The 24,696-nt window shown below is 41.1% G+C and carries 23 protein-coding genes; 20 read left to right on the top strand and 3 right to left on the bottom strand.

Annotation, left to right across the window (positions count from 1 at the left end; all coding sequences use genetic code 11):
• The first annotated feature begins 120 nt into the window (after nt 1-120).
• The 6 genes from EHR06_RS13895 (at nt 121) to EHR06_RS13870 (ending at nt 8,614) form a co-directional block, all read left to right on the top strand.
• Nucleotides 121-3,258, top strand: a complete 3,138-nt coding sequence (locus EHR06_RS13895) for a SpoIIE family protein phosphatase (RefSeq protein WP_135757555.1) — start codon at nt 121-123, stop codon at nt 3,256-3,258.
• A 230-nt stretch (nt 3,259-3,488) separates the two neighbouring features.
• Nucleotides 3,489-5,228: an ATP-binding protein gene (locus tag EHR06_RS13890; protein ID WP_244288603.1), complete on the top strand. Its 1,740-nt coding sequence runs from the start codon at nt 3,489-3,491 to the stop codon at nt 5,226-5,228.
• Between the two features lie 6 nt (nt 5,229-5,234).
• The gene (locus tag EHR06_RS13885; RefSeq protein WP_135627602.1) at nt 5,235-5,678 is read left to right on the top strand and encodes a response regulator; all 444 of its coding nucleotides are present in this window, start codon (nt 5,235-5,237) and stop codon (nt 5,676-5,678) included.
• Between the two features lies 1 nt (nt 5,679).
• Complete coding sequence (lvrB, locus tag EHR06_RS13880; RefSeq protein WP_135757553.1) at nt 5,680-6,813, top strand: hybrid histidine kinase/response regulator LvrB; 1,134 nt, start codon at nt 5,680-5,682, stop codon at nt 6,811-6,813.
• Nucleotides 6,814-6,881: 68 nt separating this feature from the next.
• Nucleotides 6,882-7,229, top strand: a complete 348-nt coding sequence (locus EHR06_RS13875; RefSeq protein WP_244288602.1) for a CsaA family protein — start codon at nt 6,882-6,884, stop codon at nt 7,227-7,229.
• Between the two features lie 152 nt (nt 7,230-7,381).
• Entirely contained in the window at nt 7,382-8,614 is a 1,233-nt protein-coding gene (locus tag EHR06_RS13870; protein ID WP_135757551.1) for an esterase/lipase family protein, read from the top strand.
• Nucleotides 8,615-8,619: 5 nt separating this feature from the next.
• On the opposite strand, the gene EHR06_RS13865 is transcribed toward EHR06_RS13870, so the two are convergent.
• Nucleotides 8,620-9,087 carry a DUF1801 domain-containing protein gene (locus EHR06_RS13865; RefSeq protein ID WP_244288601.1) on the bottom strand — a complete coding sequence of 156 codons (468 nt, stop codon included), beginning with the start codon at nt 9,085-9,087 and terminating at the stop codon, nt 8,620-8,622.
• 308 nt (nt 9,088-9,395) lie between these two features.
• Here EHR06_RS13865 and EHR06_RS13860 point away from each other — a divergent pair, with 308 nt between their 5' ends.
• The 10 genes from EHR06_RS13860 (at nt 9,396) to EHR06_RS13815 (ending at nt 17,314) form a co-directional block, all read left to right on the top strand.
• On the top strand, nt 9,396-10,673 hold the full coding sequence (locus EHR06_RS13860) for a phosphoinositide-specific phospholipase C-related protein (protein ID WP_208757797.1): 1,278 nt from the start codon (nt 9,396-9,398) through the stop codon (nt 10,671-10,673).
• Between the two features lie 199 nt (nt 10,674-10,872).
• Complete coding sequence (locus tag EHR06_RS13855) at nt 10,873-11,544, top strand: response regulator (RefSeq protein ID WP_135757549.1); 672 nt, start codon at nt 10,873-10,875, stop codon at nt 11,542-11,544.
• 56 nt (nt 11,545-11,600) lie between these two features.
• Nucleotides 11,601-12,053 (top strand): Spy/CpxP family protein refolding chaperone, encoded by a 453-nt coding sequence (locus EHR06_RS13850; protein ID WP_208757796.1) that lies wholly within the window; start codon nt 11,601-11,603, stop codon nt 12,051-12,053.
• A 24-nt stretch (nt 12,054-12,077) separates the two neighbouring features.
• Nucleotides 12,078-12,635: an RNA polymerase sigma factor gene (locus EHR06_RS13845; protein ID WP_135757548.1), complete on the top strand. Its 558-nt coding sequence runs from the start codon at nt 12,078-12,080 to the stop codon at nt 12,633-12,635.
• On the top strand, nt 12,620-12,922 hold the full coding sequence (locus EHR06_RS13840) for a hypothetical protein (protein ID WP_135757547.1): 303 nt from the start codon (nt 12,620-12,622) through the stop codon (nt 12,920-12,922). Before EHR06_RS13845 ends, EHR06_RS13840 begins: the two co-directional genes overlap by 16 nt.
• A 170-nt stretch (nt 12,923-13,092) precedes the next feature.
• Complete coding sequence (locus tag EHR06_RS13835) at nt 13,093-13,446, top strand: single-stranded DNA-binding protein (protein ID WP_135757546.1); 354 nt, start codon at nt 13,093-13,095, stop codon at nt 13,444-13,446.
• A gap of 89 nt (nt 13,447-13,535) precedes the next feature.
• Nucleotides 13,536-14,081 (top strand): phosphoribosyl-AMP cyclohydrolase, encoded by a 546-nt coding sequence (locus tag EHR06_RS13830; RefSeq protein ID WP_135757545.1) that lies wholly within the window; start codon nt 13,536-13,538, stop codon nt 14,079-14,081.
• 52 nt (nt 14,082-14,133) lie between these two features.
• Nucleotides 14,134-15,153 carry an endolytic transglycosylase MltG gene (gene mltG / locus EHR06_RS13825; protein WP_135757544.1) on the top strand — a complete coding sequence of 340 codons (1,020 nt, stop codon included), beginning with the start codon at nt 14,134-14,136 and terminating at the stop codon, nt 15,151-15,153.
• A 12-nt stretch (nt 15,154-15,165) separates the two neighbouring features.
• Nucleotides 15,166-15,426 carry a hypothetical protein gene (locus tag EHR06_RS13820; RefSeq protein WP_135757543.1) on the top strand — a complete coding sequence of 87 codons (261 nt, stop codon included), beginning with the start codon at nt 15,166-15,168 and terminating at the stop codon, nt 15,424-15,426.
• A gap of 217 nt (nt 15,427-15,643) precedes the next feature.
• Entirely contained in the window at nt 15,644-17,314 is a 1,671-nt protein-coding gene (locus EHR06_RS13815; protein ID WP_135758054.1) for an acyl-CoA dehydrogenase family protein, read from the top strand.
• Between the two features lie 129 nt (nt 17,315-17,443).
• Here EHR06_RS13815 and EHR06_RS13810 read toward each other — a convergent pair whose 3' ends face one another.
• Nucleotides 17,444-18,055, bottom strand: a complete 612-nt coding sequence (locus EHR06_RS13810; protein WP_024863946.1) for a hypothetical protein — start codon at nt 18,053-18,055, stop codon at nt 17,444-17,446.
• 139 nt (nt 18,056-18,194) lie between these two features.
• Nucleotides 18,195-20,051 (bottom strand): dihydroxy-acid dehydratase, encoded by a 1,857-nt coding sequence (gene ilvD / locus EHR06_RS13805; RefSeq protein WP_135757542.1) that lies wholly within the window; start codon nt 20,049-20,051, stop codon nt 18,195-18,197.
• Nucleotides 20,052-20,147: 96 nt separating this feature from the next.
• Between ilvD and eat the strand changes: the two genes are divergently transcribed.
• The 4 genes from eat to EHR06_RS13785 all read left to right on the top strand — a co-directional run bounded on the left by eat (nt 20,148) and on the right by EHR06_RS13785 (nt 24,155).
• A complete protein-coding gene (gene eat / locus EHR06_RS13800) occupies nt 20,148-21,458 on the top strand; it encodes an ethanolamine permease (protein ID WP_135757541.1) in 1,311 nt (436 codons plus the stop codon).
• 84 nt (nt 21,459-21,542) lie between these two features.
• Entirely contained in the window at nt 21,543-22,937 is a 1,395-nt protein-coding gene (locus tag EHR06_RS13795; protein ID WP_135757540.1) for an ethanolamine ammonia-lyase subunit EutB, read from the top strand.
• Complete coding sequence (eutC, locus tag EHR06_RS13790; protein WP_135757539.1) at nt 22,934-23,713, top strand: ethanolamine ammonia-lyase subunit EutC; 780 nt, start codon at nt 22,934-22,936, stop codon at nt 23,711-23,713. The genes EHR06_RS13795 and eutC overlap by 4 nt, the downstream gene beginning before the upstream one ends.
• Before the next feature lie 211 nt (nt 23,714-23,924).
• Complete coding sequence (locus EHR06_RS13785) at nt 23,925-24,155, top strand: hypothetical protein (protein ID WP_135757538.1); 231 nt, start codon at nt 23,925-23,927, stop codon at nt 24,153-24,155.
• The last annotated feature ends 541 nt before the right edge of the window (nt 24,156-24,696 follow it).

The following is a 24,696-nucleotide window of genomic DNA, read 5'->3' as shown; positions in this document are numbered from 1 at the left end:
AATTTATGTTGGAATTCCGACAAATCTAAGAAGTCCTACAAAATTTTGGAAATAAATTACGCTTGATCCGAGTCGGATCGTTACTCTAAGCTTCCGGGACTTACTTTTCTATACCAATCAATGGATCCGTTATTTTTTAACTTCTACTCCTTCGGTTCGATCTTAATCGTTCTGTACTTCTTATATGCCGGCTTCTTCTTTCTTACGATCAAAGAAAGAAGTATGGCTGCTTTTCATTTAGGAGTCTGCGCTTTAACCACCGTTTTTCATAATATAGGATATTTCTGGGGATTTATTTCCTTCGAAGAAGGCACAATTTTTCATAGGGTCATCGCAGTTGCAGGACCGTTGATGAGTTTTACCCAATTAGTAGGATTCTTCATCTATTTTCCCGAACCTAGAAAGAAAGGGATCTTACCGGGTTTGATCTTCTATTGGCTTCTTTATCTAGGAGTATTAGTAGTCACCGGATATTACGTTTTCATTTGTTGGGATGCTCCTAGATCTTTTGTTCCTGGGAGTCATTATTGGGACTATGAAGTCCATGTATTTTACAGTTATTTCATATATATAATCTTATTCTACGAAGTATGTTATCTTGTGATCGGGATTTGGAAAGCGGTCATAGAAACGGGAAAAGAGAGAAGATCCGTAATTTATATTCTTCTGAGCTATGCTGTGATCACAGTGGTTCCGGGAATTTTAAATGCACTTAGTCGAAACGGAACGGTAGCACGCGCAACATACCAACAATCCTTTAATCTTGGAATGGTTACTGGAATGTTTTTGATCATGATCGTGTATGTGAACGCTACTAAAGAAAGAACTACGATCTTAAACCGTATCATCGGAGTATCTTTAGCTACATTCTTCGTATGTTATCAATTGGTAGGTTATTCTATCCTGAACGGGTATGAAAGAACTTACGATGAAATGAAAAGAAGGGACAGCTCTATCGCGGTTCAGGAACAAAAAGATCCGCAAGGCCTGGCATATATAGTTTCTTACGATCCGGAAAAGAATGAGTTCCGATCGGAAAGAGGAAATAAAGACTCTAGATTTAAAAAAGAAGACGAGTTAGAAGTCCGTTTCTTCAGGGAAAAACAAAAGATCTCTAATATAGGAAGTTTGCCCGCGAAAGAAAGATTAGAAAGAACGGAAAAGATCTTAGAAACTTCTCCGAACGACTTTAAAGCCTATGCTGCCGGTATTCGTGCTTTTCTAAGGTCAAAGAATAATGAAACAGTAAAAGACTCCGATATGGAGGATTATTTTCGGGGAATATACGGAAAACTGAATATTATCCGAAATAAATACTCCAGGCTTCCTGATCGTAAGAAGCAAAAATCCATCGAAGGATTGCTTGTTTCTGCAGATGTAGGATTATCCGACACCTTAGCTTATGTAAAACAATCCGCAATCCAAGCGGTAAATTCGGATAGATCCGCCGAGCAAGTCTCTAAGATCGTGCTGAATTCTCTGGCTCCAATCCATTTTGTGGGAGAAAGGATCTATCGAGGCACAAGGATCTATTCTCCTTCCGATCCAAAGCCTGTAATGTATCTTTCTTATTATTTTGCTCCGAACCCGAGTGGAAAAATATACGAGGTAGGATTCGAATATAAGGATTATAGAATATTCCATCATGATCCTAGTTTTATCTTAGTGGCCTCTATGGTCCTGACATTCTTCGTGATCGTTATAGGATTTAGGTTCTTCTTCCAAAATGCGATCGTAGTCCCTATGGACGAAGTGGTCGTAGGGTTAACCGAAGTAAATTCAGGCAATTTGGAATATAGGCTGACTCCTAGAGTGGAGGACGAGATCGGATTTATCGCCAGATCATTCAATAAAATGGCGAGAAGTATCCAAGCCGCCAGAAAAAGACTCGAGCAATACGCAGACGAACTGGAAGAGAAAGTAAAAGATAGAACAAAAGAACTGGAAAAAACTTTGGAGGAAGTGAAGGAACTCAAACAACAGCAGGACGGGGACTATTTTCTTACCTCGCTTCTAATTAAACCTTTAGGGGCAAACAAGGCTTCATCCGAAAACGTTAAAGTAGACTTTCTGATAGAACAAAAGAAAAAATTCAGCTTCCGAAGATTTAACGACGAGATCGGCGGAGATATGAATATTTCCAACCAAATAACTCTCAGAGGTCAACGTTATATAGTATTCTTGAATGCGGATGCAATGGGGAAATCTATGCAAGGAGCGGGAGGGGCCTTAGTTTTAGGAGCAGTCTGCGAATCCATTATAGAAAGAACTCGGATCGTAGGATCTATGAAAGAACAGTCTCCGGAAAGATGGCTGAAAAACGCATTTATAGAATTGCATAAGGTATTCGAAAGTTTCGAAGGTTCGATGCTTGTATCTTCTGTGATCGGACTGATCGATGAAGATTCCGGAACATTATATTATATTAATGCGGAACATCCTTGGACCGCGCTTTATCGAGATGGAAAAGCTGACTTTATAGAACAAGATCTCATGTTTAGAAAATTGGGAACCACCGGAATGGATGGAAAAATTTCAGTGAAAACATTCCAATTATTACCCGGCGATGTGATCATTGCAGGCTCTGACGGAAGAGACGATATTCTTATCGGGAACGACGAAGAAGGTGCAAGGATCATCAACGATAACGAAAAACTTTTCTTAAAGTTGATAGAAGAAGGAAATGGAGAACTTTCTAATATATACGAATCTATAAAAAAAGTAGGTTCTCTAACAGACGACTTATCTTTAGTCCGAATTTCTTTCAAAGAAGAAGGCGGGATCGAAAGGATCCAAGAGAAGGAGAAGATCAGGCAACTACTTCGAAAAGCCAAAGAGAGATCTCAAGATAAGAATATCAAAGAAGCATTATCTTTCTTGGAAGAAGCGGACTCACTAGACAATCGTCTACCTGAGGTGAAAAAAGGATTACTTAAGTATCATATTCGATTAAAGAATTATTCCAAGGCTGCACAATTTGCGGAAGAATATTTGAATATTCGTCCAGTGGATAAAGAAATACTATTTATTGCCTCTTACGTAGCGAGAAGAGCCAGACAATTCCAAAAAGCCCAGGATTTCGGCGAAAGATTACTCTTAAGAGAACCTGATCATGTTAGAAATTTGATCAATTTGACTAGGATCTCAATTGCTTTAAGAAATTATGAAAGAGCAAAACATCTTTTAAGAGAAGCTCAAAGACTGGAGCCGGAAAATTCTCAGGTCGTAAAGATCAAACAAGCATTAGATAAAATATAGATCCTTCGATCTAATGCGACTTAATCAAGTGACTAAACGATCGGAATCGATTTAGGAAATTAATTTTGTCCAAACTGTGTAAATATCTTGCAAAATGGGGTCAAAAAATTTAAAATACGCGGATCAAACATGAAATAGAATTAAAAGATTATAAACTTTTAATCTATGCTTTTCTCATCATGCTCTCATATGATTCTAAACTAAGATTCGGAATTGTCGGAATAGGTTTTTTGGGCCTATTGATCGGCGTTTCTTCTTGGATCAGTAATAGGAATCTGACCCAATCTAAAGATTGGGAATCTCATACTTTCAGCGTACTTTCCAGATTGGAAAATTTAGCTTCTTCCGTAAAAGAAACCAAGATCCGATTTTTGCTCTTTTTAGCATCCGGGAAAAAAGAAGACCTGGAATATTATAAAACTGAAAATCAGAATTTATTCTTCAAACTGGGTGAACTCAAATATATCACCAGGGATAATTCCACTCAACAGACCGGCCTTTCGGAGTTGGAAAAAATACTCACAAAAAGAGACGAACTTGTCCACAAGATAGGTCGTTCTATATTCAAGAACAAAGAAGAAGAGACTGCAAACGCAATATTAGAGAATGAGATCGATCGTTCAATAGACAAGTTGAAAGAAAAAGAGATCTCACTTCTCGCAGAAAGGGCCTACGATTCCAAATCGAAGGAGAAGATCACGGATTGGGTCCTATTCTTATCGATCTCCTTTAATATATTCATCTTAGCCGTATTATATAGATTTTTGAAGAAGGAATCTGATCGTAGGATAGAGGCGGAGAATATACTTTTTGAGAAGAATAACCTTATGGAGCATACACTTTCCGAAAAAGAAAAGGTTTATAAAGAAATTTTAATGATCAAGTCCGCCTTGGATTGTGCTTCCAGCAATATCATGATTGCGGACAACGATCTAAAAGTGGTTTATACAAATCGTTCTGTAGTGAATATGTTCCAGGCCGCAAAGGAAAATATTCGTAACCAATATCCGGATTTTTCCCCTGAGGATTTGATCGGATCATGTATAGATTCTTTTCACGCGCATCCGGAAAAACAAAGGCATATTCTTTCCACATTCACCAATTCTTATAAAAGTTCCATTTCTATCGGCGGAAGGCAGTTTAATCTGAGCGCCGATCCGGTGATCGGCGATTCGGGAGAAAGGTTAGGAAGTGTGGTGGAATGGCTGGATGTGACCGAAAGGAATTTGAAAGAATTCCAGATAAACCAATTAAACCACGACCTCGAGGAGAATATTCGAAAATTAGAATATGCGAATCGGGAATTGGAAGCATTCAGTTATTCCGTTTCCCATGATTTGCGGGCCCCTATCCGAGGAATAGACGGATTTACTAAGATCATGCTGGAAGATTATTCCACAGTTTTAGAGCCGGAGGCTCTTAGGCTTTTGAATGTTATAGCTTCCAATTCTAAATTTATGGGGCAGTTGATAGACGATCTGCTCGCATTCTATCGTGTGTCCAAGCTGGAACCAAAATCGGATTCAATAAATATGAAACATATGGTTTCCGATTCGATAGAGATCATCAATCAGGAATACGGATCCAGAAGTCCGATAGTGGAAATTTCGGAACTTCCTCCGGTAAGAGGGGATGCTTCCATGCTGAAACAGGTTTGGTTGAATCTGATCTCGAATGCATACAAGTATTCTTCCAAATCGCAAAATCCTTTCGTTGAGATAGGTTTCGTAAGCGGAGAAGGGAACCGTACATTCTTTGTAAAAGATAATGGGGTCGGTTTCGACGATCAATATTCCCATAAACTTTTTAAAGTATTCCAAAGATTACATTCCAACGAGGAATTTGCCGGGACCGGGATCGGGCTTGCGATCGTGGATCGGATCGTACAAAGGCATGGCGGAAAAGTTTGGGCGGAAGGAAAAACGGGAAAAGGCGCTACATTTTATTTTACAATACCGAACAAGGAATAGAGAAGAATGAATCAATCGGGAAATTATGATATACTTTACGCGGAGGATAATCCGAACGACGCAGAACTTACTTTAAGAGGTTTCAGAAAAAATAATTTAGTAAATCAGGTGTTCCATGTCAAAGATGGAGAGGAAGCTCTAGAGTTTTTGTTTTGCAGGGGAAGATACGAAGGAAGAGAATCCGGCGGAAAACCTTTATTCGTGTTATTAGATCTGAAAATGCCTAAAGTGGACGGTCTTGAAGTGCTGAGAGAGATCAAGTCCGATGAAAAATTAAGAACGGTCCCAGTGGTGATGTTAACTTCTTCCGCTGAAGAGAAAGATATAGTAGAAAGTTATAAATTAGGCGTAAACAGTTATATTATTAAGCCGGTTGAATTTGAAAAGCTGATTGTAACGGTATCTGAAATAGGACAATATTGGTGTATATTAAATAAATCGGTGCATTGACATGAAGACGCTAAAGTTCCTTTTTTTAGAAGATTCTTCTACCGATCTAGAGCTTATCCAAAGGGAGCTGAAAAGGGGAGGAGTAGAATACATTCCTGTCCATGTCCAAGATAGAGAAGAATACTTAAGGGCGATCGAAGATGAGAAGCCCGATTTTATTTTTTCGGACTATTCTCTTCCTAATTTCGACGGGTTGTCCGCATTAACAATCGCGAAAGAACAATGTCCTACTACTCCTTTTATATTCGTTTCCGGAACATACGGAGAAGAAGCGGCTATCCAAACTCTGACTAGAGGAGCAACTGATTATGTTCTGAAAGACAGGTTAGTAAAACTTGTCCCAGCTTTAAGAAGAGCGATCCGAGAAATAGAAGAACATCACGCTTTAAGAAGAGCGGAACAAGAGAAGTTCGAAATAGAAGAACAACTCAGACAAAGCCAGAAAGTGGAAGCGATGGGATTTTTGGCGGGAGCCATGGCCCACGAGATCAATAACCCGATCATGGCTATCATAGATTATGCCCAATTGATCTCTAAAGGAGAAATGGATATAGATAAGGCCCAAAAGATCGCTTCTAAGATAAAACAAGAAGGGGAAAGAATTTCCGTAATGGTAAAAGATCTACTCAGATTTGCCAGACAGGAAAAAGCTTCCTTCGAACCCGTAAGCGTTTTTGCATTGATATCAAAGACACGCTCAATAGCGGAACAAAGATTGAAGATGAGCCGTATTCAATTGGATCTGGACGTGCAGCCTGATCTTCCTTCCGTAATGTGTAAAGAAGGGCAGATACTTCAGGTACTTTTGAATCTGATCAATAACGGAATAGATGCGTTGAACCAACGTTATCCGGAATATAATGAGAATAAGAGAATGATCATTTCCGCAAAACCGGAAGAGATCGGAGGCAAGTCCTGGGTCAGGATCACTGTGGAAGATTTAGGTTCGGGAATTCCTCAGGAGATCGGTAAATCCATCTTCAATACGTTCTTCACTACTAAAGGAGCGGATAAGGGAACCGGTCTAGGACTTTCTGTCAGTCTTGGGATTGTGAAAGAGCATGGAGGATTTCTTTCCTTCGAAAGTGCTGCCAACGAATACACCAGATTTTTCCTGGATTTGCCTGCAGTCTAACAACGATTTTTGGATCTTCTCTGTAATTTTTTTGTCAAATAATTATCTACGAATGGTTATATTAGATAATGGAATCGACTGAATATACAAATTTAGTTTCGGAAAAACCTTTTGCCGATCTAGACTTAAGAGTCGGTAAAGTGATCGGTTTCGAATTGCTTCTCGATCATGGGGAAAAAGCTTATAGATTGATCTTGGATTTCGGCGGGAATGCCGGTGTCCGCAAATCAAGCGAACCTATACTCTCTCTCGGAGAAGAGAAAGATTTCTTGGGCAAACAAACACTTTGTGTGATGGATTATCCTTCTGCTCATATTGCAAGAATGAGAGCACAAGCTTTGTTCTTAGGATTTGTAGAAGAAGAGGAAGAGTTCAGCAAGTCAGACGCGATCAGCTTCGTCCAACTTGCCTGCTGATCCCAATCTTAAAAATTAAGAAGCCTGTCCGGCTTCTTAATATCCGATTTCTACTATCTTTCCCCTTGACGGCCCGCGGTTTTTACGTATAGTGAGGCGGCGCTTCTAAGTTAAGAAATTAAAATATGCCATACAAACCTACAGAACCCAGCATGAAGTTGGGAAAATTCGCAGTTTCATTCGCAAGAGATACTTCTCTTGGGGTTCTATCCGGAGTTAAATCCGCACTTACAGGTTCATTCGAATGGTGTGCAAAAAGTTTATCCCAAATTTCAGAAACACCTACAGTAAACGGGACCAAATTTGGAGAATTCCTGAAGGATGCAGGAAAGTCCTTGGGAGAAGCAGGAAGTAAAACGGAAGAAGGTCTATCCAGAGCTTTCGAATCCACTGCGCAAGCAATGCATACCGCATTGGAAGCATTGAGCGAAACAGAATCTTTGATCCAAAGAAAGGTATTCGAGAACATTTCCGTTTCCAGCGTAGTGGGAGAATCTTTCGCAGGAATGATCACTACTTCTGAGATCCAAGCATCCTTTCGTTTGGATGGAAAAGATGTAAGTCCGGAAGAAGTGTTGGCGGATTGGAAAAGATCAGGATCTAAAAAACCGATCCTTTGTGTGCCAGGATTATTCTGTGACGAAGGGCTTTGGATCAAGAATGGAGAACCTTCCTTCTCCGAAATTTTGATTAAAGAAAATTATTATCCGTTTTATCTTAGGTTCAATCCGGGCGCTCATATTTCAGAGAATGGATCTAAACTTTTAGAGTTGGTGAGAAAGGTCCTGGAAGATCCTGAACTAAAAAAGAAAAAATTCGACGTGGTGACTTATAGCCAGGGCGGACTCGTTTTTAGAAGCGCTCTCTATTCTTCTAAAAAAGAAGGAAATCCAATTTCTTCTAATATTCAAAAAGTATTATTTATTAGTTCTCCGGACGGAGGTTCCTATATTGAAAAGGTAGGATTCTGGCTGGGCCTTGGAGCAGAAGCTTTACCGGTGTTTCCTGTGCAACTAGTAGGTTATATAGGAAACCAAAGAAGTGAAGCAATGAAGGATCTTTCTCACGGAATTATACGGGAAGAAGATTGGAAAGAAGGAACACATCTAGGCAGATACGGAAAAGATAAATATTTCGGAGAACTGGATGAGGTGGATGCCTATCAGATCTACAGTTTTGTTTCGGAAGAAGAAGGGGACTGGTCTTCTTGGATCGGAGACGGGATCGTAGAAAAACCGAGTCTTACTCTTTTTAGCGATTCTATATTTCGTAAGAAGTCGAATCCGGAAACTAGAGTAAAGATCTTAAAAGGATTATCTCATTATCAGATTATGCCCTCTCCCGAATTGAGAGAATACTTTCTAAAGATCTTTTTAGGTAAGTAAGGGTTTTATTTTACCCAGCCCTTCTTCTTATAATCGTCGTATCCTATTTTTAAGGAGTCTTCGATTTGAGAAAGAATGATTGGATCCTTCTTCTTTATATAAAAACAACTTTTGCCTTTTAAACATTTCAGAAGTTCCGGTTGGAAAACTTTTTTTAATTCGGGCTCTGAATACACAGGCATAAAATAAAATCCTACATATCCTTTTTGAACGAGTATACCTGCGAAATAAACTTCCGGCTTCTTTTTGCCGTTTACTTCGATTTCCATCTCGCTGATCAAACCGTATTGGCCTTTTGAATCTCCTCTTTCTTTGATACTTCCCTTTATATAGGGCTTCAGTAACTTCTTGATCTCATTAAAAATTGGAACTAGTTCCGGTTGTCCTGGGGATTTGTCCTCGTATTTGATCCCTTGTTTAGGGGAAGAGCTGGTCTTTTTTGGGGACTTCTTCTTAGCAGGCATGTTTCGCATTTTGGGGACCTTCTTCCAATGAAACAAGTTGTTTTCAGTCCTTAAATTCAAAGAAAAACAAAATCGAGCGGTTCTATAGGGGGTTATGGTCTGGAATTTCTTGTAAATATATTAAATAAATATAATATATGAGCGACTACTCACTTAACTCTGTTTGTTTGTAGTCATACTAATTCATTACTAAATTATAAATAACGATCGTTCTTCATAAAAATAAACATATATAAGCCGCTTATAAGAAGAAGCTTGTTACAAGTTAAGCCTTCGAAATATTATGCATCCACAGAAGTAAAAAGGTGAATGGAAATATGAAGAGAAAATTAATCATGCTTACCGTTTTGTTGATAAGCTTGTCTTCGACTAGTTTATTTGCAAGCAGGGGAGCGGTAACTGAAAGTCCGATCGATATATTCGAAAAGTCTGCGGAAGCAAAATCACTCGCTGTGCAAAGACAAGTGCAAGTAGCGGCAAACCTGCCGGTGCACAAGGCTTTATTTTACGGCACACATAACTCTTATAATAGCAAAGCGTATGCGGGACCTTTCTTTTCTTACGCTTTCCCGAACCAACAAGTCTCTATTACCGACCAGTTGAGATTGGGAGCTAGGTTTATAGAATTAGATATTCATTATTATCTAAGCACAAATTTCAAAAACGATTTCTTGCTTTGCCACGCTCAATCCAACGATCTTGGATGTAACGTATTCGATCGTCCTGCGAGCAAAGGACTCGAAGAGATCCGCAACTGGATTTCTTCTCCTCAAAACAGGAACGAAGTTCTGGTACTTTATTTCGAGGACTATCTGGATGGAAGACAGGATGAGTTCTTAGGAATAGTAAGAAGTTACCTGGATCCTTATCTATACAGATACAGCGGTTCCTGCGGAGACATTCCAAACGCTGCAAATATGCCTAAGCTCAAAGACATGGTTTCTTCTAACAGAAGGATCCTGATGATGAGCAATGGTTGTTACGACGGAGCCTGGAACCAATACTCAAAAAGGATCTTCTTCGGAAGCAATACGATCAGCCCGAAAGCATTCCAAGGTTATCCTAGCTGTAATTGGTCCAGAAACGTATACGATAACACTATGACCCGTGTTTTCAACGATAGCACCAACTACTTCGGCGTCTATGACGGCGTAAAAGAAAGTGGAGTATTCACAAACGATAATATAGCTCAAATGTTGGCTTGCGGTATCAGCGTATTCGGGATCGACCAATTTAGCCCTGATTTCGCAAAGCAAGGAATTTGGTCCTGGGATAATGCGGAGCCTAACGATTATGGTGGAGCGGAAGACTGCTTACAGATCGTAGGAAGCGGACGTTGGAATGATAATAAATGTTCCAACAGCTATCGTTATGCTTGTAAAGACGGAAGCGGCAACTGGGCAATCACAGATGCTTCCGGAAATTGGGCGAATGGAAAGAGCGCATGTTCCGCCAGAGGCTGGAACTTCTCCTCTCCTGTAACTCCATATGAGAATAAAAAACTCCAAGAGGCAAAAACCGCTAAGGGAGTTTCGGAAGTATGGGCAAATCTTACCGACCAATACTCGGAAGGATACTGGGAAGCCGGAAGATAATCTAGTATACTTTCCACTTTAACTTAAAAACGGGATCTTCGAGAATTCGGGGTCCCGTTTTTTTATTTTCCGGGTAATTCCGCCAAAGTTTTATCGTCGACGCAAACATTATAAAAACGGATAATTTACGAAGAATAAAGTTTTATGTCGGCCTTCTCCTAAGGTCGCGAGCGAATATTAAGGAAAAGTTTCGGATTTTATGGTGCATTCTTTCTTTAAGATCTTATTTGCGGAAGATAACGAAAGTTCTGCCGAGTTGCTCATTCATTTTTTGGAAAGGTTCAATTTCGAAGTGGACCATGTCGTGGACGGAATGGCTGCGGAGCTCAAATTAAGAAAAACCAAATATGATTTTATCCTTTTGGATAATATGATGCCTGTGCTTTCCGGCGTCCGCCTGGCAAGTAAGGTCCCGGATCTGAACAAAAATACCCCGATTGTCTTTTTAACTGCAAGTAATGAAAAAGAAGATGTGGTGGCTGCCGCCCATAGCAAGCAGCTCGTAGGTTATATTCTCAAACCTTTCGATCCTGAAAAACTTTTACAAAAAATAATCTCCGTTCTCAAGATCCCTGAAGAACTGATCGTGGATAAAAAGAAATATCCATTTTCCATTGAAAGGACCCAAAACGTATCTTATGGAAATGGAGTAAAACTGATAGGCTGTCCTTTCCAAAAAAATGCGGAGAAGATCGCCCAAGAGATCGCGTTTATACTAAAAGAACTCCCAGGAGTGCGCAAATTTTTCATCGAAGTGGGAGAAGAGTTCTATTACCATAAAAAAGCCCAGGAGATCCTAGGCTCTCTCGTGACCCGTCTGGCCTCCAAATATGAGATCAAGGAAGAAGATATTCTTATACTTTCTTCTTAATTTTTGGGAACCGACTTTTTAGGCTCCGGTCCCAGGAGCATAAAGAGGAGAAATGAATGTTTCGCAAAATTACAAAAATAACCGCGATTTTGTTGGTGCTGGGGACTACCGCCCTACTGACTCAAGGATGCCATCATAAATGGATGTCTCATGAGAAAAGAGCCAATTATATCGTCAAAAAACTTAAATCAGAATTGGATTTAACTGATGCACAAGCTGCGACCCTTGATAAAATTAAAGAGGACGTGCTTGCAAAACGTAAAGAGCTAAAGATGGGCGGACACTTCTTCCCTAAGGAAGCAGTAGATGAACTTCGTGCAGACAAATTGAATCCTGAAAAATGGAACAAATTGGGCGAAGAAAGAGAGAAAAAGATAGCAGCTCTTAGAGTATTTTTCACCAAAAAGGCAGTGGAATTCCACGCGGTATTAACTCCCGAACAAAGAGGGAAACTGGCGGATCTAATCCTTAAGTTCCAGAGTAAATTCGATAAGGAAGACGAGGATTAATCTCCTAAGTCTTTCGGAGGTAAAATGGGAGAGGCAGAATTTTCCCGCTTCGTAGAAGATACCAGGGAGATCGTCTTAGCGGCGGTCTCCCGTTACTTGTATGAACGCTTTGCATATGCGATAGACGATGTCGCACAGGAAACATATCTTCGCGCTTATAAGGCATTACAAAAAGGTCAATTCAGAGGAGACTCTAAGCTGACCACTTGGTTGTACACGATTGCCAGAAATGAATCCATTCGTATGAATGAAAATCTGGTAAGAGAAGAAACCAAGGCGGAGAAGGCCGGAAAAAGATCGGAAGAAGATTCCAGAAGTTTCGCTTTTGAAAAAGAACTACCGGAGGACAGAGAAGATCTTCCTACTTGGGAAAAAGCGAAAATTTGGATCGGAAATTTACCGGAAGCGTATAGAAGTGTGATCCAATATTATCTTTCCGGATATTCCGAAAAAGAGATCGCCGAAGTTCTGGGAGTTCCTGCCGGAACGGTAAAATCCAGGGCGGCTAGAGGAAAGGAAATGTTGCGAAGAATGCAGAACTCCGAAAAAAGAGAAGGAGGAGAAGTATGGGGAAAATATTAAAAGATTGTCTGCCAATGAAGGAAGAGATCGAAAAAAGGAAATCGGATCCGAACTGGTCCAAGAATTTAGCTTCTTGTGTGATCGACAGATACACAAAAGAAGAAAGTTCTAAAAAGCTGGTTCAATTCCCGATCAGAAATGTATTAGCGGTAGCGGCCGCTCTCCTCTTGGGCATTTCTATCGGCTGGTATTCTTTTGCCGGACAAATCAACACTGAAGATGAATATTATCTTGGTGTATCTTCCATTTTAGAAGGCGAATCTTACCTCTCCACTCTAGAAGAATAAATAGATCGGGCCCGAGTTTTTGGGCCCGTCACCTCTCTTTCTAAACACCCGAAAGGGGATCTCGCGGAATCAAAATTCCGAGAGAAGGTCCGTTAAATCCAAAAAAATCACAAGCAAAGTAAACATTCTACTACACGTAGCTCCTATATTCCCCCAGGAGGAGAATGTTTATGAAAAATCTATCACTTACGGTTCTGGACGGTTATTTAACCGCTGATCCGGATTTAAAGAAGACCCAGGCTGGAAAGTCAGTCACAAATTTTACAGTGGCAGTAAACCATAACTACAAAAGGACAGAAGGAGAAGAATCCGATGTTTCCTATGTGGACGTGGAAGTCTGGGAAAGGCTGGCTGAAAATTGTTCTGAATATCTTAAAAAAGGAAAAAAGGTAACAGTAATCGGCCATTTAAAACAGGACCGATGGAAAAATCAAGAAGGCCAATCCCGTTCTAAGGTCAAAGTAATAGCGGACGAGGTCCGATTCGACAGCTTCGGAGATAGGAGAGAAAAAGAAGCGGCATAACATCCTTACTAGGTCGAGGCCTTGGAGGATTTTCAAGGTCTCACCTTTCTTGACGGTTACGGTCGGTCCTTGGTTTATGTAGGAAAAGAATGCTTACTATTATTTGGGCCGGGGGACAACCCGGAAAAATTTCGGAATTGAGAAGGATGACCCAAGCAGAATGGGACCTTCTCCGCAATGATATTCCGACTAACGTGAAAACTTTTATAGACTGCGACGAAGACACCGTACTTATTTCTCATCCCGACTTTGCAGAGAAGGAATTGGTGGAGATCTCCGATTTCGACGGCCTCCAATTTTCCAATGATTTGATCCCTGTGATCACTAAAGATGAGAAGGGTCTCTTTTTGATGCAGGCATTCTCCAATTTAGAAAGTTTAGAGCTGAGCAAAAAAGAATCCATGGGAATTTATTTCAGCAGATCCAGGAACCAGATTTGGAGAAAAGGAGATACTTCCGGACATATCCAAAAGTTGAAAAGGATCTTAGCCCCAAAGGACGGAAGTTTTGTTGTGTACGAAGTGGAACAGGAAGGTGCAGCCTGTCACGAAGGGTATTATTCCTGTTTTTTCAGAGAGCAGGATAGAACTGGGACTAAAAACTTAGTTCCGGAGATCCCTTTTTTAGGGAAGTAGAGGTTCCGTAAAAAGGAAATTTCGCCGATAGAAATACGAGGCAGATGCGGTTATGATTTTTAAAAATACATTTGTGAGAAGATCCATTGTTTTATTAGGCATACTTGTCCTTTTGGGAATTATAGCCTTCTTTGTTGTGGATGATATCAAAGGGGGAGCGGTAGGTGCCGGCCAGGTAAAAGTGGACATCATCGTAGAGCCCGGCGATTCTCCTTCCGAAGTTACTGAAAATCTTTCCAAGAACGGATTATTAAAATCCTCTAAATATTTCCTTTTTCTAATTAAGGCAACCAGGTCCGCAGGAAAGATCAAAGCAGGTCTTTACGAGATCAACGATGGCATGGACGCACGTAAGATCCTGCAAGTGATCACAGAAGGAAAAGTAAAACTTGTTACTTTTACGGTTCCGGAAGGGTATAATAACCGCCAGATCGGAGATCTACTAGTTAAGAAAAACTTAATTAAATCCAGAGCGGACTTTCTGAATGCCGCCTCCAGAACCGAATTATTAAGAGAATTTAAAATTCCTGCAAATAATGCGGAAGGTTATCTGTTTCCGGAGACTTATAGTGTTCCAGTGAATTTTCCCGTGGATAAGATCGCGAGAATGATGATCAAAAGATTTTATGTTAGATTGGAGAAGGTCCCGGGCGCTAAGGAATTAGATCCTAAAAAACTACATGAGATCGTTGTACTTGCTTCCGTGGTAGAGAGAGAAGCTAAGAAGAATGAAGAAAGACCTTTGATGGCGGGCGTATTCTTAAATCGTCTGAAGCAGGATATTCCTTTGGAGTCTTGTGCTACCATCCAATATCTATTTGATAAACCACATCCTCGTATTTTTGAAAAAGATCTGAAGATCGTTTCTCCTTATAATACTTATATGAATAAAGGATATCCGCCTGGTCCAATTTCCAATCCGGGACAACCTTCTTTGGAAGCGGCGCTAATGCCTAGTAAGACCGAGTATCTATTCTTCTTATTAAAACCGGACGGATTCCATTACTTCTCTAAAAGTTTTAAAGAACATGCCGAAGCTAAGAAAAAGTACATCGACGTTCTTTACGAATAGAGGAGTGTAATCATGAGTTCCCCTGTAGAAGAAATCGTTTCGGTCACTGAACAACTTAAAGAGGTCCAGAAGGCTTTGGATCTCTTTAAAGAAAAGCAGCAAAAGAGAGAATCTGCGAGTGACGCGGCTGTTGAGTTTGTGGAAAAGGCAAGTTTGGTTTTGGATCGAGCGGAAAGAAAAGAGATCCATCTGACTGATGACCAAAAAAGAAGGATCCGGAATAACCTGCTAAAGATCAGATCTTCTCTGGTGAAGAACCAAGAACAGAATTAAAACCAACTAAAATAAATTTTCCTCCACTTTCAAAAAATCACATTAGCTGATTGTAGGAACTCCTACAGGCTTCCATTGGAGGGAAGAAGGCCCGTTCTTCCTTGATTCTGTCTCATTTCTTCCCGAGACTTTGGTTCAAAAACTTAAATGACAGGCCGAAACGGCCCCAGGTTATAGTATTTTGAGTAATATTCCCAATAATCGGTAGGAACAAATGATGGCAACGAAAGCTCCGACGGACTCTTCGGCGGCAAAACAGGCTTTAAGCAAGTCTTCAGCAATAATCGAACAAGTAACCAAGGCCCTGGCGGCTAAATGCAGCTCCAATGGAAAAGTTTCCGTTTCCAAAATGGACCAAAACCAATTCGTACAATACCAAATCGCTTGGTTGACCTCCGAACAAAAGATCGCGGAAAACTTCATCGATTACGCTTGGAACGATTCTCTCGGAACAGGTGAGCTTGAAAAATTGATGGCTCAGGTTTTTGCTGCAGAGGCCGTTTCTCATATCCGCAGTGAGTTCAGTTCCAGAGCTTCCGAGTATGGAATTTCGACACAAGAACTGGTTTCTAAATTATTCGACGATTCTACTAACAAATTCTTAGAAGAATCCAGTGCGATCGAAAACTATAATCATATCGCCGACTTGATCGCTTCTTCCGGAAGTTTCGGAGCTTATGGTCTGAGCGAAGACCACGAAATGTTCCGCCAAACTTTCAAACAATTCGCGGAAGAAGTGGTAGCTCCTAAAGCGGAGCATGTTCACCGCCACGATGATATCGTTCCAGAAGAGATTATCCAAGGTTTAAGAGACATGGGATGTTTCGGTCTTTGTATTCCTGAAACTTACGGTGGATTACAGCCTAACGATAAAGCGGATAATATTTCCATGCTTGTTGTTACTGAAGAACTTTCCAGAGGATCTTTGGGGATCGCAGGATCTTTGATCACTCGTCCAGAAATCCTTTCTAAAGCATTATTAAAAGGCGGGACCGACGCTCAAAAAGAGAAGTGGCTTCCTTTGATCGCTTCCGGAGAGAAGATGGGTGGTATAATGGTAACAGAACCTAATTACGGTTCGGATGTTGCCGGAGTTTCCGTAACCGCTAAAAAAGTGGACGGAGGCTGGTCCATCAACGGTGTTAAAACCTGGTGTACTTTTGCGGGATATGCAAACCTTCTTCTTATACTTGTAAGAACGGAAACCGATCCCGAGTTAAAACACAAAGGTCTTTCTATCGTTCTTGCGGAGAAGCCAAGCTTCACCGGTCATGAATTCGATTATAAACAAGACGGCGGCGGAAGAATTTCCGGTAAAGCGATCGGAACCATCGGTTACCGCGGTATGCACTCTTTCGAAGTTTCTTTCGAAGACTATTTTGTTCCGGAAGAGAACCTGATCGGAGGAGAAGCTGGAAGAGGAAAAGGATTCTATTTCCAAATGGAAGGTTTCTCAGGCGGAAGGATCCAAACTGCAGCTCGTGCAAACGGTGTGATGCAAGCGGCTTTAGAAGCAGGTCTTCGTTACGCTCAAGAGAGACAAGTTTTCCAAAAACCAATCTTCGATTATAACCTGACTAAATATAAGATCGCTCGTATGGCGATGATCGTTCAGGCTTCCCGCCAGTTCACTAATACTGTAGCAAAACTTTTAGACGACCATAAAGGACAAATGGAAGCAACTTTGATCAAGTTCTATGCTTCTAAAGTTGCCGAGTGGGTGACAAGAGAAGCTATGCAGATCCACGGTGGAATGGGATACGCGGAAGAATACGCAGTTTCTCGCTATTTCGTGGATGCTCGTGTATTCTCCATCTTTGAAGGCGCGGAAGAAGTTATGGCTCTTAGAGTAATTGCAAAATCTCTAATGGACCAATACTCTGCTTAAACTTCTTCTCAAAACCTGAAGAATAAAAAAAGGAAGTCGAAAGACTTCCTTTTTTTATTGAACGGACCTTCTTCTTATCCGCGGTCGCCGGAGCAAAATCGGATTTTTGAACAAGCTGGCTCGAGTAATTTAGCTGGCGAGCTGTTCCACGAAAGCCAGAATATCGGAATTGTCCCTTTCCAAAAACTCGAGAGTTCTTTCCACAAGATGATCCAAGTAATAGCTCGGATTATGATAATCTCTTAAGAAAGATTTTACTTGTTCTATCTTTTCCTCAGGAATACGGTCTTCCAAAACGATCTGAGCCAATGCATAGATCCCGAATGCTGATTTGAAAGGATCGTTTAAAGAGGAAATAGAGATGATCTCATCTATATCAATTTCTTTGAATGTAGGGATCAAATCTCCGATTAGTTCCAAAGCGCCGGTCGGAATAGTCCTGTCCAAAGACTTAACATAATTAATGAATAATCTATAAGATTGAGAATCACCGATCCGGGAAAGCATATGAAAGATCCCGGAAAGAAGTCTTTTGTGAAATCCCCAGGACAATCTGCCCGAATCCGCCTCTCTGATCGCTTGGTATAAAAAGCTCCAAACCAGTTTGTCTCCGGATCTTGCTCTTTCGGACAATTGGTCCAGCCAAAGATCGAAATTCGGATTATCCGATTCCTTTTTCAGGAAATCCATCAGTTCAGAGGGAGTTTGTACAGAGGGGAGAGTGAGGGCAATTTTCGACATAAGTAGAAGATACTCTTTTTTAAGATCGGTTTCCAGTCTTTTTATCGGACATCGGCTTTTATTATTTTACGATTCCCTTACTAAAGGAATAGTTCTGTCTCATTAAAACCGGGCTTCGAGTTTTAATGAGATCGAATATTTATTGATGTTCTACTTGGCTTACATCTCGAACTGCACCCGTATGAGCGGATGTTGTCAAAGCAGCATAAGCTCTGAGTGCCGCGGAAACCGTTCTTTTTCTGGACTTAGGTTTCCAAGCATCTTTTCCTTTATCGTTCATTCTATCTCTGCGATCTGAAAGTTCCGCGTCACTCACTCTTAAGTGAATGGATCTGTCAGGAATATCTATTTCGATGATATCACCCTCTTCTACCAGACCGATGACTCCGCCTGCCGCCGCTTCCGGAGAAACATGTCCTATAGAAAGCCCGGAAGTTCCTCCGGAAAATCTTCCATCGGTTAGAAGTGCACATGCTTTTCCTAAACCTTTGGATTTCAGATAAGAAGTAGGGTATAACATTTCCTGCATTCCGGGGCCACCTTTTGGACCTTCGTAGCGGATCACAACTACGTCGCCTTCTACCACTTCGTTACCAAGGATTTTTGCCACAGCTTCTTCTTGGCTTTCCATAACTCTGGCTTTGCCTTTGAATTTCCAAATGGACTCGTCTACTCCTGCGGTTTTCACGATACAACCTTCAGGTGCGATGTTTCCGTAAAGGACTGCAAGTCCTCCGTCTTGGGAATACGCATGTTCCACATCTCGGATACAACCGTTTGCTCTATCTAAGTCTAGTTCAGGCCAACGTTTGTCTTGGGAGAATGCTTCCGTTGTCGGGATTCCACCAGGTGCTGCGGAGAATAATGCGTATGCTTTTGAGTTTGCGTTCTGACGAACGATATCCCATTCTTCCAAAGCTTTTCCTAATGTAGAAGAATGAACAGTAGGAACATCTCTATTGATTAGTCCGGCTCTGTCCAACTCGGAAAGAATACCGATCACTCCGCCTGCTCTATGAACATCTTCCATATGATATTTTTGAGTAGCAGGAGCAACTTTACAAACGCAAGGAACTCTTCTGGAGATGAGATCTATATCATGCATTTTGAAATTGATCCCTGCTTCGTGGGCGGCCGCAAGAATATGTAGAACTGTGTTTGTGGATCCTCCCATTGCTACGTCTAAACTCATCGCATTTTGGAATGCTTCGTGTGTTGCAATATTTCTAGGAAGAACGGACTCATCGTCTTGTTCATAATATCTTTTTGCAAGTTCTACGATCAATCTTCCTGCGGTTAAGAAGAGTTGTTTTCTGTCCGCATGAGTGGCTAACGTGGAACCGTTCCCAGGAAGAGAAAGTCCGAGTGCCTCGGTGAGACAGTTCATAGAGTTTGCAGTGAACATTCCGGAACAAGATCCGCAGGTAGGACAAGCGGAACGTTCTATTTGTTCTACTAGTTCGTCTGAAACATTTTGGTTGGCGGCTTCTACCATTGCGTCCACCAAATCCAATTTGCGAATGTCTCCATTCCAATTTACTTTTCCGGCTTCCATTGGTCCGCCGGAAACAAATACGGTCGGTATATTCAAACGTAAAGCTGCCATGAGCATTCCAGGTGTGATCTTATCACAATTGGAAATACAAATAAGCGCGTCCGCAGTATGAGCGTTGACCATGTACTCGACCGAGTCGGCGATCAAGTCACGGCTTGGTAAAGAGTATAACATTCCGCCATGCCCCATGGCGATACCGTCATCCACTGCGATTGTATTAAATTCTTTAGCGACGGCTCCCGCCTTCTCCACTTCTCTTGCGACCATTTGTCCTAGGTCTTTTAAATGAACATGTCCTGGAACGAACTGAGTGAATGAGTTTGCAATTGCGATGATCGGTTTTCCGAAATCACCTTCTTTCATACCGGTGGCTCTCCAGAGTGCTCTGGCTCCGGCCATATTGCGTCCGTGGGTGGAAGTACGAGATCTTAACTGAGGCATATTGAATGCTCCCTGGTATAAGTTTAGACGTCGAGTTTTTTCCGAAAGAGGAAACGAACTTGGAATAGGTACACTTTTTGCTATTTAAGTCCAGAGATGGAATCTAAAGAAGAATTCAGTCGGACCCTGGGACCTTGGCTGCTCTGGGGTTTAGGAGTAGGATACGTAATTTCAGGCATGTATTTCGGTTGGAACCTAGGTCTACCGGTAGGCGGAACATTGGGGTTAGGAATTGCCACCTTACTGATCATTCTGCTATATGTTTGTTTTTCTTTTAGTTACACAGAACTCGCATGTATGATCCCCAAAGCGGGAGGAGCATTCGACTATGGTAGAGAAGCTCTCGGAAATGCTTGGGCCTATCTTGTAGGCACCGCTCAGTTGATAGAATTTTTATTTGCACCTCCTGCGATTGCCGCCGCCATCGGGGCCTACTTCTCTTTATTTTTGCCGGGAGTCGATCCGATTTGGATCGCAATAGTCGCTTACTTGCTCTTTACGGGTTTGAATATATTGGGAGTAAAATTTGCAGCTTCATTCGAGTTTGGAATTACTATATTAGCGGTTTTTGAATTACTTTTATTTTCAGGACTTACACTTCCTAGTTTTTCTTGGGAGAAGTTTTCCTCCAATCCATTGCCTAACGGTTGGACCGGAGCCTTGTCGTCCTTACCATTTGCGGTCTGGTTTTTTCTGGCGATAGAAGGAGTGGCAAATGTCGCGGAAGAAACCAAAGATCCACAAAAAAATATTCTGATCGGATTCGGATCTGCATTAGCTACCTTGGTTGTACTCTGTGGGTTGGTATTTTTTTCTTCCATTGGAGTAGGTGGATGGGAGATGATCGTGTATCCTGAAGTTGGTGCAGCAGCTTCGGATTATCCCCTGCCTCTCGCATTACGAAAGTTATATGGAGAGTCCGGTTGGGCATTTCATCTTTTGATTACGATCGGCTTGTTCGGTCTGATCGCATCCTTTCATGGAATTATTTTGGCGGGGGGAAGAGCCAGTTTTGAATTCGGAAGAGCGAACTTTCTTCCTAAATTTTTCGGAAAGATCCATCCTAAATTCAAGACCCCGGCTAACGCATTGATTGCGAATACTGCATTCGGGATCGCCGCATTATGTACCGGAAAAACATCGGAGCTGATCACATTGTCCGCATTCGGAGCTTTACTTTTATACTTTTGTTCCATGATCAGTTTTTTTGTTCTCCGAAAAAAACAACCGGATAGAGAAAGACCATTTATTGTTCCGGGAGGGAAACTTCTACCTTCTATCGCGCTTATTCTATCTTCGATAGTGTTGGCAGTATCCGCCTGGCAGCATCCTGTCTTGTTCGGGATCTTTGTTTTGATCTTAGGAAGCGGATTGGTATGGGCCAGGACCTCCATTTTTGGGAAATGAAAAAGCAATTTTCTTGATCCCAAAATTTTCGGAATTAGAGTAAGTAGGATCAAGGATCCTGTATGATATTAATAGGGAATCAAAATGGGTTATAAAACCGTTCTTGGTAGGAAGTCCTACGTATTTCCTGATCTAAAAACTTTGCTGGCTAAGGCGAGTCCGCTTCGTTCCGGAGACCAGTTGGCCGGCGTTGCTGCTTCTACCCAAGAAGAAAGAGTGGCTGCCCAAATGGCTTTGGCAGATCTACATTTATCAGAATTTTTGAATATAGAGTTGATTCCCGGCGATACGGACGAAGTCACTCGGCTGATTTTAGATTCTCATAATCGATCCGCATTTACTAAAATTTCTTCCTTCACAGTGGGAGAATTCCGCGACTTCCTTTTAAAAGAAAATACGGACTCAGAACTGATCTCCGAGATCCGGGATGGGATCACTCCTGAAATGGCAGCGGCCGTTTCTAAGTTAATGTCCAATCAGGATCTGATCTTGGTTTCTAAAAAATCTCCAGTAGTTACAAAGTTCCGGAACACGATCGGTCTTCCCGGAAGGTTATCTGCACGTTTGCAGCCAAATCACCCGACTGATGATCCTAAAGGAATTGCTGCGAGTATCTTGGACGGACTTCTATTAGGAAGCGGGGATGCAGTAATCGGTATTAATCCTGCCACGGATAACGTTCCTACAGTGATCGCACTTCTTAGGATGTTGGATTCTATCATCCAAAAATATTCCATCCCGACCCAGTCTTGTGTGCTTTGTCATGTAACCACTTCTATGAAAGTAATGGAAGAAGGTGCTCCTCTCGATTTGGTATTCCAATCTATCGGAGGAAGTGAAGCTTTGAACAAAAGTTTCGGAGTGAACTTAAGTATTTTAGAAGAATCCAGACAGATGGCCTTGGAATTAAACAGAGGAACTGTCGGAAATAATGTGATGTATTTCGAAACAGGACAGGGAAGTGGATTGTCTGCAGGTGCTCATTTTGGTTTGGACCAACAAACATTAGAAACGAGAGCCTATGCAGTCGCAAAAAAATTCGATCCACTTCTTGTAAATACTGTCGTCGGCTTTATTGGACCTGAATATCTATATAATGGAAAACAAATATTAAGAGCAGGATTGGAAGATCATTTTTGCGGAAAACTTTTAGGCCTTCCTATGGGTGTGGATGTATGTTATACGAATCACGCGGACGCGGACCAAGATGATATGGATACATTACTTACATTGCTTGGGGCCGCAGGATGTAATTATATAATGGGAGTTCCGGGTGCGGATGACGTGATGTTGTCCTACCAAAGCACTTCTTTCCATGACGCTTTGTATTTACGCCAAATTTTCGGCTTAAGACCTGCACCTGAATTCGAGAGCTGGCTTTTGGAAAAAGGTTTATTCGAAACTACAAAACAATTTCTGCCTAAAGAAAATCAGAATAGAGTTTTACTCGAAGAAATTTTAGAGGATAAGGCCGGATGAATCCTAAAGAATTTTGGAAAAGTTTAACTTCTGCAAGGATCGGGATAGGAAGATCCGGAGGTTCTATACCGACTTCTGAACTATTAAAGTTCAGATTGGATCATGCAAGAGCAAGAGATGCGGTTTTAGCGGAACCGGACTTTGATACGATAAGTATCGGCCTCGAAAAAATTTTCCAACCATTAAAAACTGAGGTCGTTGGAGTAGAAAGTTTAGCGAAAGGCAGAGAAGAATACTTACTTAGACCGGATCTTGGTCGTAGGATTTCTGAACCTTCTCGATCTAGATTAGAAACCAAAAAGGGAAAGTACGACCTTGCATTAATTGGGGTAGATGGACTTTCTGCAAAGGCAGTCGATTCTAATTTGGTACCATTCTTACAAGTATTAGTTCCTATTTTATCGGAACAAAAATATAAGATCTCTCCATTCGTTTTAGGAAAATTAGGAAGAGTTGCGATCGGAGATGAAATAGGAGAAATTTTAGGAGCCAGGGCAGTCGTATTACTCATAGGAGAAAGGCCGGGACTTACTTCTGCAGACAGTTTAGGAATGTATCTTACCTTCAATCCTAAGTTAGGCAAAACAGATGAAAGTCGAAATTGTATTTCGAATATACGTCCGGACGGCTTAGATTTTCATAAGGCATCCTTAAAAACCGCTTATTTACTCGCAGAATCTCTCAAACGAGGTATATCAGGAGTGGATCTAAAAGATGAAATGTCTCCTGATTTCTTAGAATCTTCTTCTAAAGGAAGTATCTCGAATGGTTCTTAGTTAGTCCAGACTCTCGTGAAACCCGTGATCAAATACTTATTGATAACCTAAGTTTTTTTGACGGACTATAAAAGATTTACAGAAAATTTAACAAATCGTTCGAATATTACAAATTCGACTTGAATCCTTATCCTCAAAGGAATAGATTTTATACAATGAACTAAGTTGAGGAGGATCAAGGTCCTTCTCGATAGGCGAAAAGGGAAAAAAGATGTATAAGAATAATATAGAATTCATCATAAACTCCACAAACAAGGACGAGCCTATGTATGGCATTCTTGCTTTGGTGAGTGATACACTCGAATCTATGAAAGCAGATATTTCTTCTCAAAGAGTGGATGAAGAACAAAAGAAAGCCTTTCGTTCGGCTATGAAAGATATGATCTCCGGTTTGATTAAACTGAACGGGATCGTAGAGGGTATGGGCCAGAGGGTTAGGTAGGCCGCGCTGGACTTATTTTTAGAAACGTTAGATACGCCATTACTCAGATATACAAGCGACTGAAATAAGAACGCTATTCAGTAAATCCGCGTCCGATCTAGATACGTCTTTGCAGTGAAAAATATAATAAGTATGTTTTTTATCATAGCATACGATAAGTAGACCCCATTCATTGTAACGGATTTACAAACATCCGTCCGGAATGATAGTTTCGGATAGGCATAAAGTACATTGTATCACCTTCTCAAATAATTCGAGAGATTAATAACGGACCAATATCATTCAGGCTTAGGGGCAAAGCACGTGACCAGAAGTGCATTCAATGCATCGTTTGCATCCCCTTGCCCATAATTTTGATTTATTAACAATGCCATAAACAAACATTCATCTTTATTATCCGTATGCTTACATTGTCCCAAAAATAAGAGGATTAGAAAAAATAATACGATTCTTTTCATTTTAAAAAACTAATGGGTTATAATGTGAGCTTAGAATTAAACCAATCAAGAGAATAAATTAAGGCTGCTGTAGTCATACATTC

Source organism: Leptospira dzoumogneensis, from assembly GCF_004770895.1.
Lineage (GTDB): Bacteria > Spirochaetota > Leptospiria > Leptospirales > Leptospiraceae > Leptospira_B > Leptospira_B dzoumogneensis.
The sequence above is the reverse complement of the archived record's forward strand: the minus strand, read 5'-3'. Positions and strand labels throughout refer to the sequence as shown.

Bases quoted from the DNA above. Each gene is read 5' to 3' on its own strand.
- EHR06_RS13795 (WP_135757540.1), top strand. From the start codon at position 21,543: ATGGGTTATAAAACCGTTCTTGGTAGGAAGTCCTACGTATTTCCTGAT.
- EHR06_RS13865 (WP_244288601.1), bottom strand. From the start codon at position 9,087: ATGCGAAACATGCCTGCTAAGAAGAAGTCCCCAAAAAAGACCAGCTCT.
- EHR06_RS13815 (WP_135758054.1), top strand. From the start codon at position 15,644: ATGGCAACGAAAGCTCCGACGGACTCTTCGGCGGCAAAACAGGCTTTA.
- EHR06_RS13895 (WP_135757555.1), top strand. From the start codon at position 121: ATGGATCCGTTATTTTTTAACTTCTACTCCTTCGGTTCGATCTTAATC.
- EHR06_RS13840 (WP_135757547.1), top strand. From the start codon at position 12,620: ATGGGGAAAATATTAAAAGATTGTCTGCCAATGAAGGAAGAGATCGAA.
- eat (WP_135757541.1), top strand. From the start codon at position 20,148: ATGGAATCTAAAGAAGAATTCAGTCGGACCCTGGGACCTTGGCTGCTC.
- EHR06_RS13855 (WP_135757549.1), top strand. From the start codon at position 10,873: ATGGTGCATTCTTTCTTTAAGATCTTATTTGCGGAAGATAACGAAAGT.
- lvrB (WP_135757553.1), top strand. From the start codon at position 5,680: ATGAAGACGCTAAAGTTCCTTTTTTTAGAAGATTCTTCTACCGATCTA.
- EHR06_RS13875 (WP_244288602.1), top strand. From the start codon at position 6,882: ATGGAATCGACTGAATATACAAATTTAGTTTCGGAAAAACCTTTTGCC.
- eutC (WP_135757539.1), top strand. From the start codon at position 22,934: ATGAATCCTAAAGAATTTTGGAAAAGTTTAACTTCTGCAAGGATCGGG.
- EHR06_RS13860 (WP_208757797.1), top strand. From the start codon at position 9,396: ATGAAGAGAAAATTAATCATGCTTACCGTTTTGTTGATAAGCTTGTCT.
- EHR06_RS13835 (WP_135757546.1), top strand. From the start codon at position 13,093: ATGAAAAATCTATCACTTACGGTTCTGGACGGTTATTTAACCGCTGAT.
- EHR06_RS13885 (WP_135627602.1), top strand. From the start codon at position 5,235: ATGAATCAATCGGGAAATTATGATATACTTTACGCGGAGGATAATCCG.
- ilvD (WP_135757542.1), bottom strand. From the start codon at position 20,051: ATGCCTCAGTTAAGATCTCGTACTTCCACCCACGGACGCAATATGGCC.
- EHR06_RS13820 (WP_135757543.1), top strand. From the start codon at position 15,166: ATGAGTTCCCCTGTAGAAGAAATCGTTTCGGTCACTGAACAACTTAAA.
- EHR06_RS13810 (WP_024863946.1), bottom strand. From the start codon at position 18,055: ATGTCGAAAATTGCCCTCACTCTCCCCTCTGTACAAACTCCCTCTGAA.
- EHR06_RS13845 (WP_135757548.1), top strand. From the start codon at position 12,078: ATGGGAGAGGCAGAATTTTCCCGCTTCGTAGAAGATACCAGGGAGATC.
- EHR06_RS13850 (WP_208757796.1), top strand. From the start codon at position 11,601: ATGTTTCGCAAAATTACAAAAATAACCGCGATTTTGTTGGTGCTGGGG.
- mltG (WP_135757544.1), top strand. From the start codon at position 14,134: ATGATTTTTAAAAATACATTTGTGAGAAGATCCATTGTTTTATTAGGC.
- EHR06_RS13830 (WP_135757545.1), top strand. From the start codon at position 13,536: ATGCTTACTATTATTTGGGCCGGGGGACAACCCGGAAAAATTTCGGAA.
- EHR06_RS13785 (WP_135757538.1), top strand. From the start codon at position 23,925: ATGTATAAGAATAATATAGAATTCATCATAAACTCCACAAACAAGGAC.
- EHR06_RS13870 (WP_135757551.1), top strand. From the start codon at position 7,382: ATGAAGTTGGGAAAATTCGCAGTTTCATTCGCAAGAGATACTTCTCTT.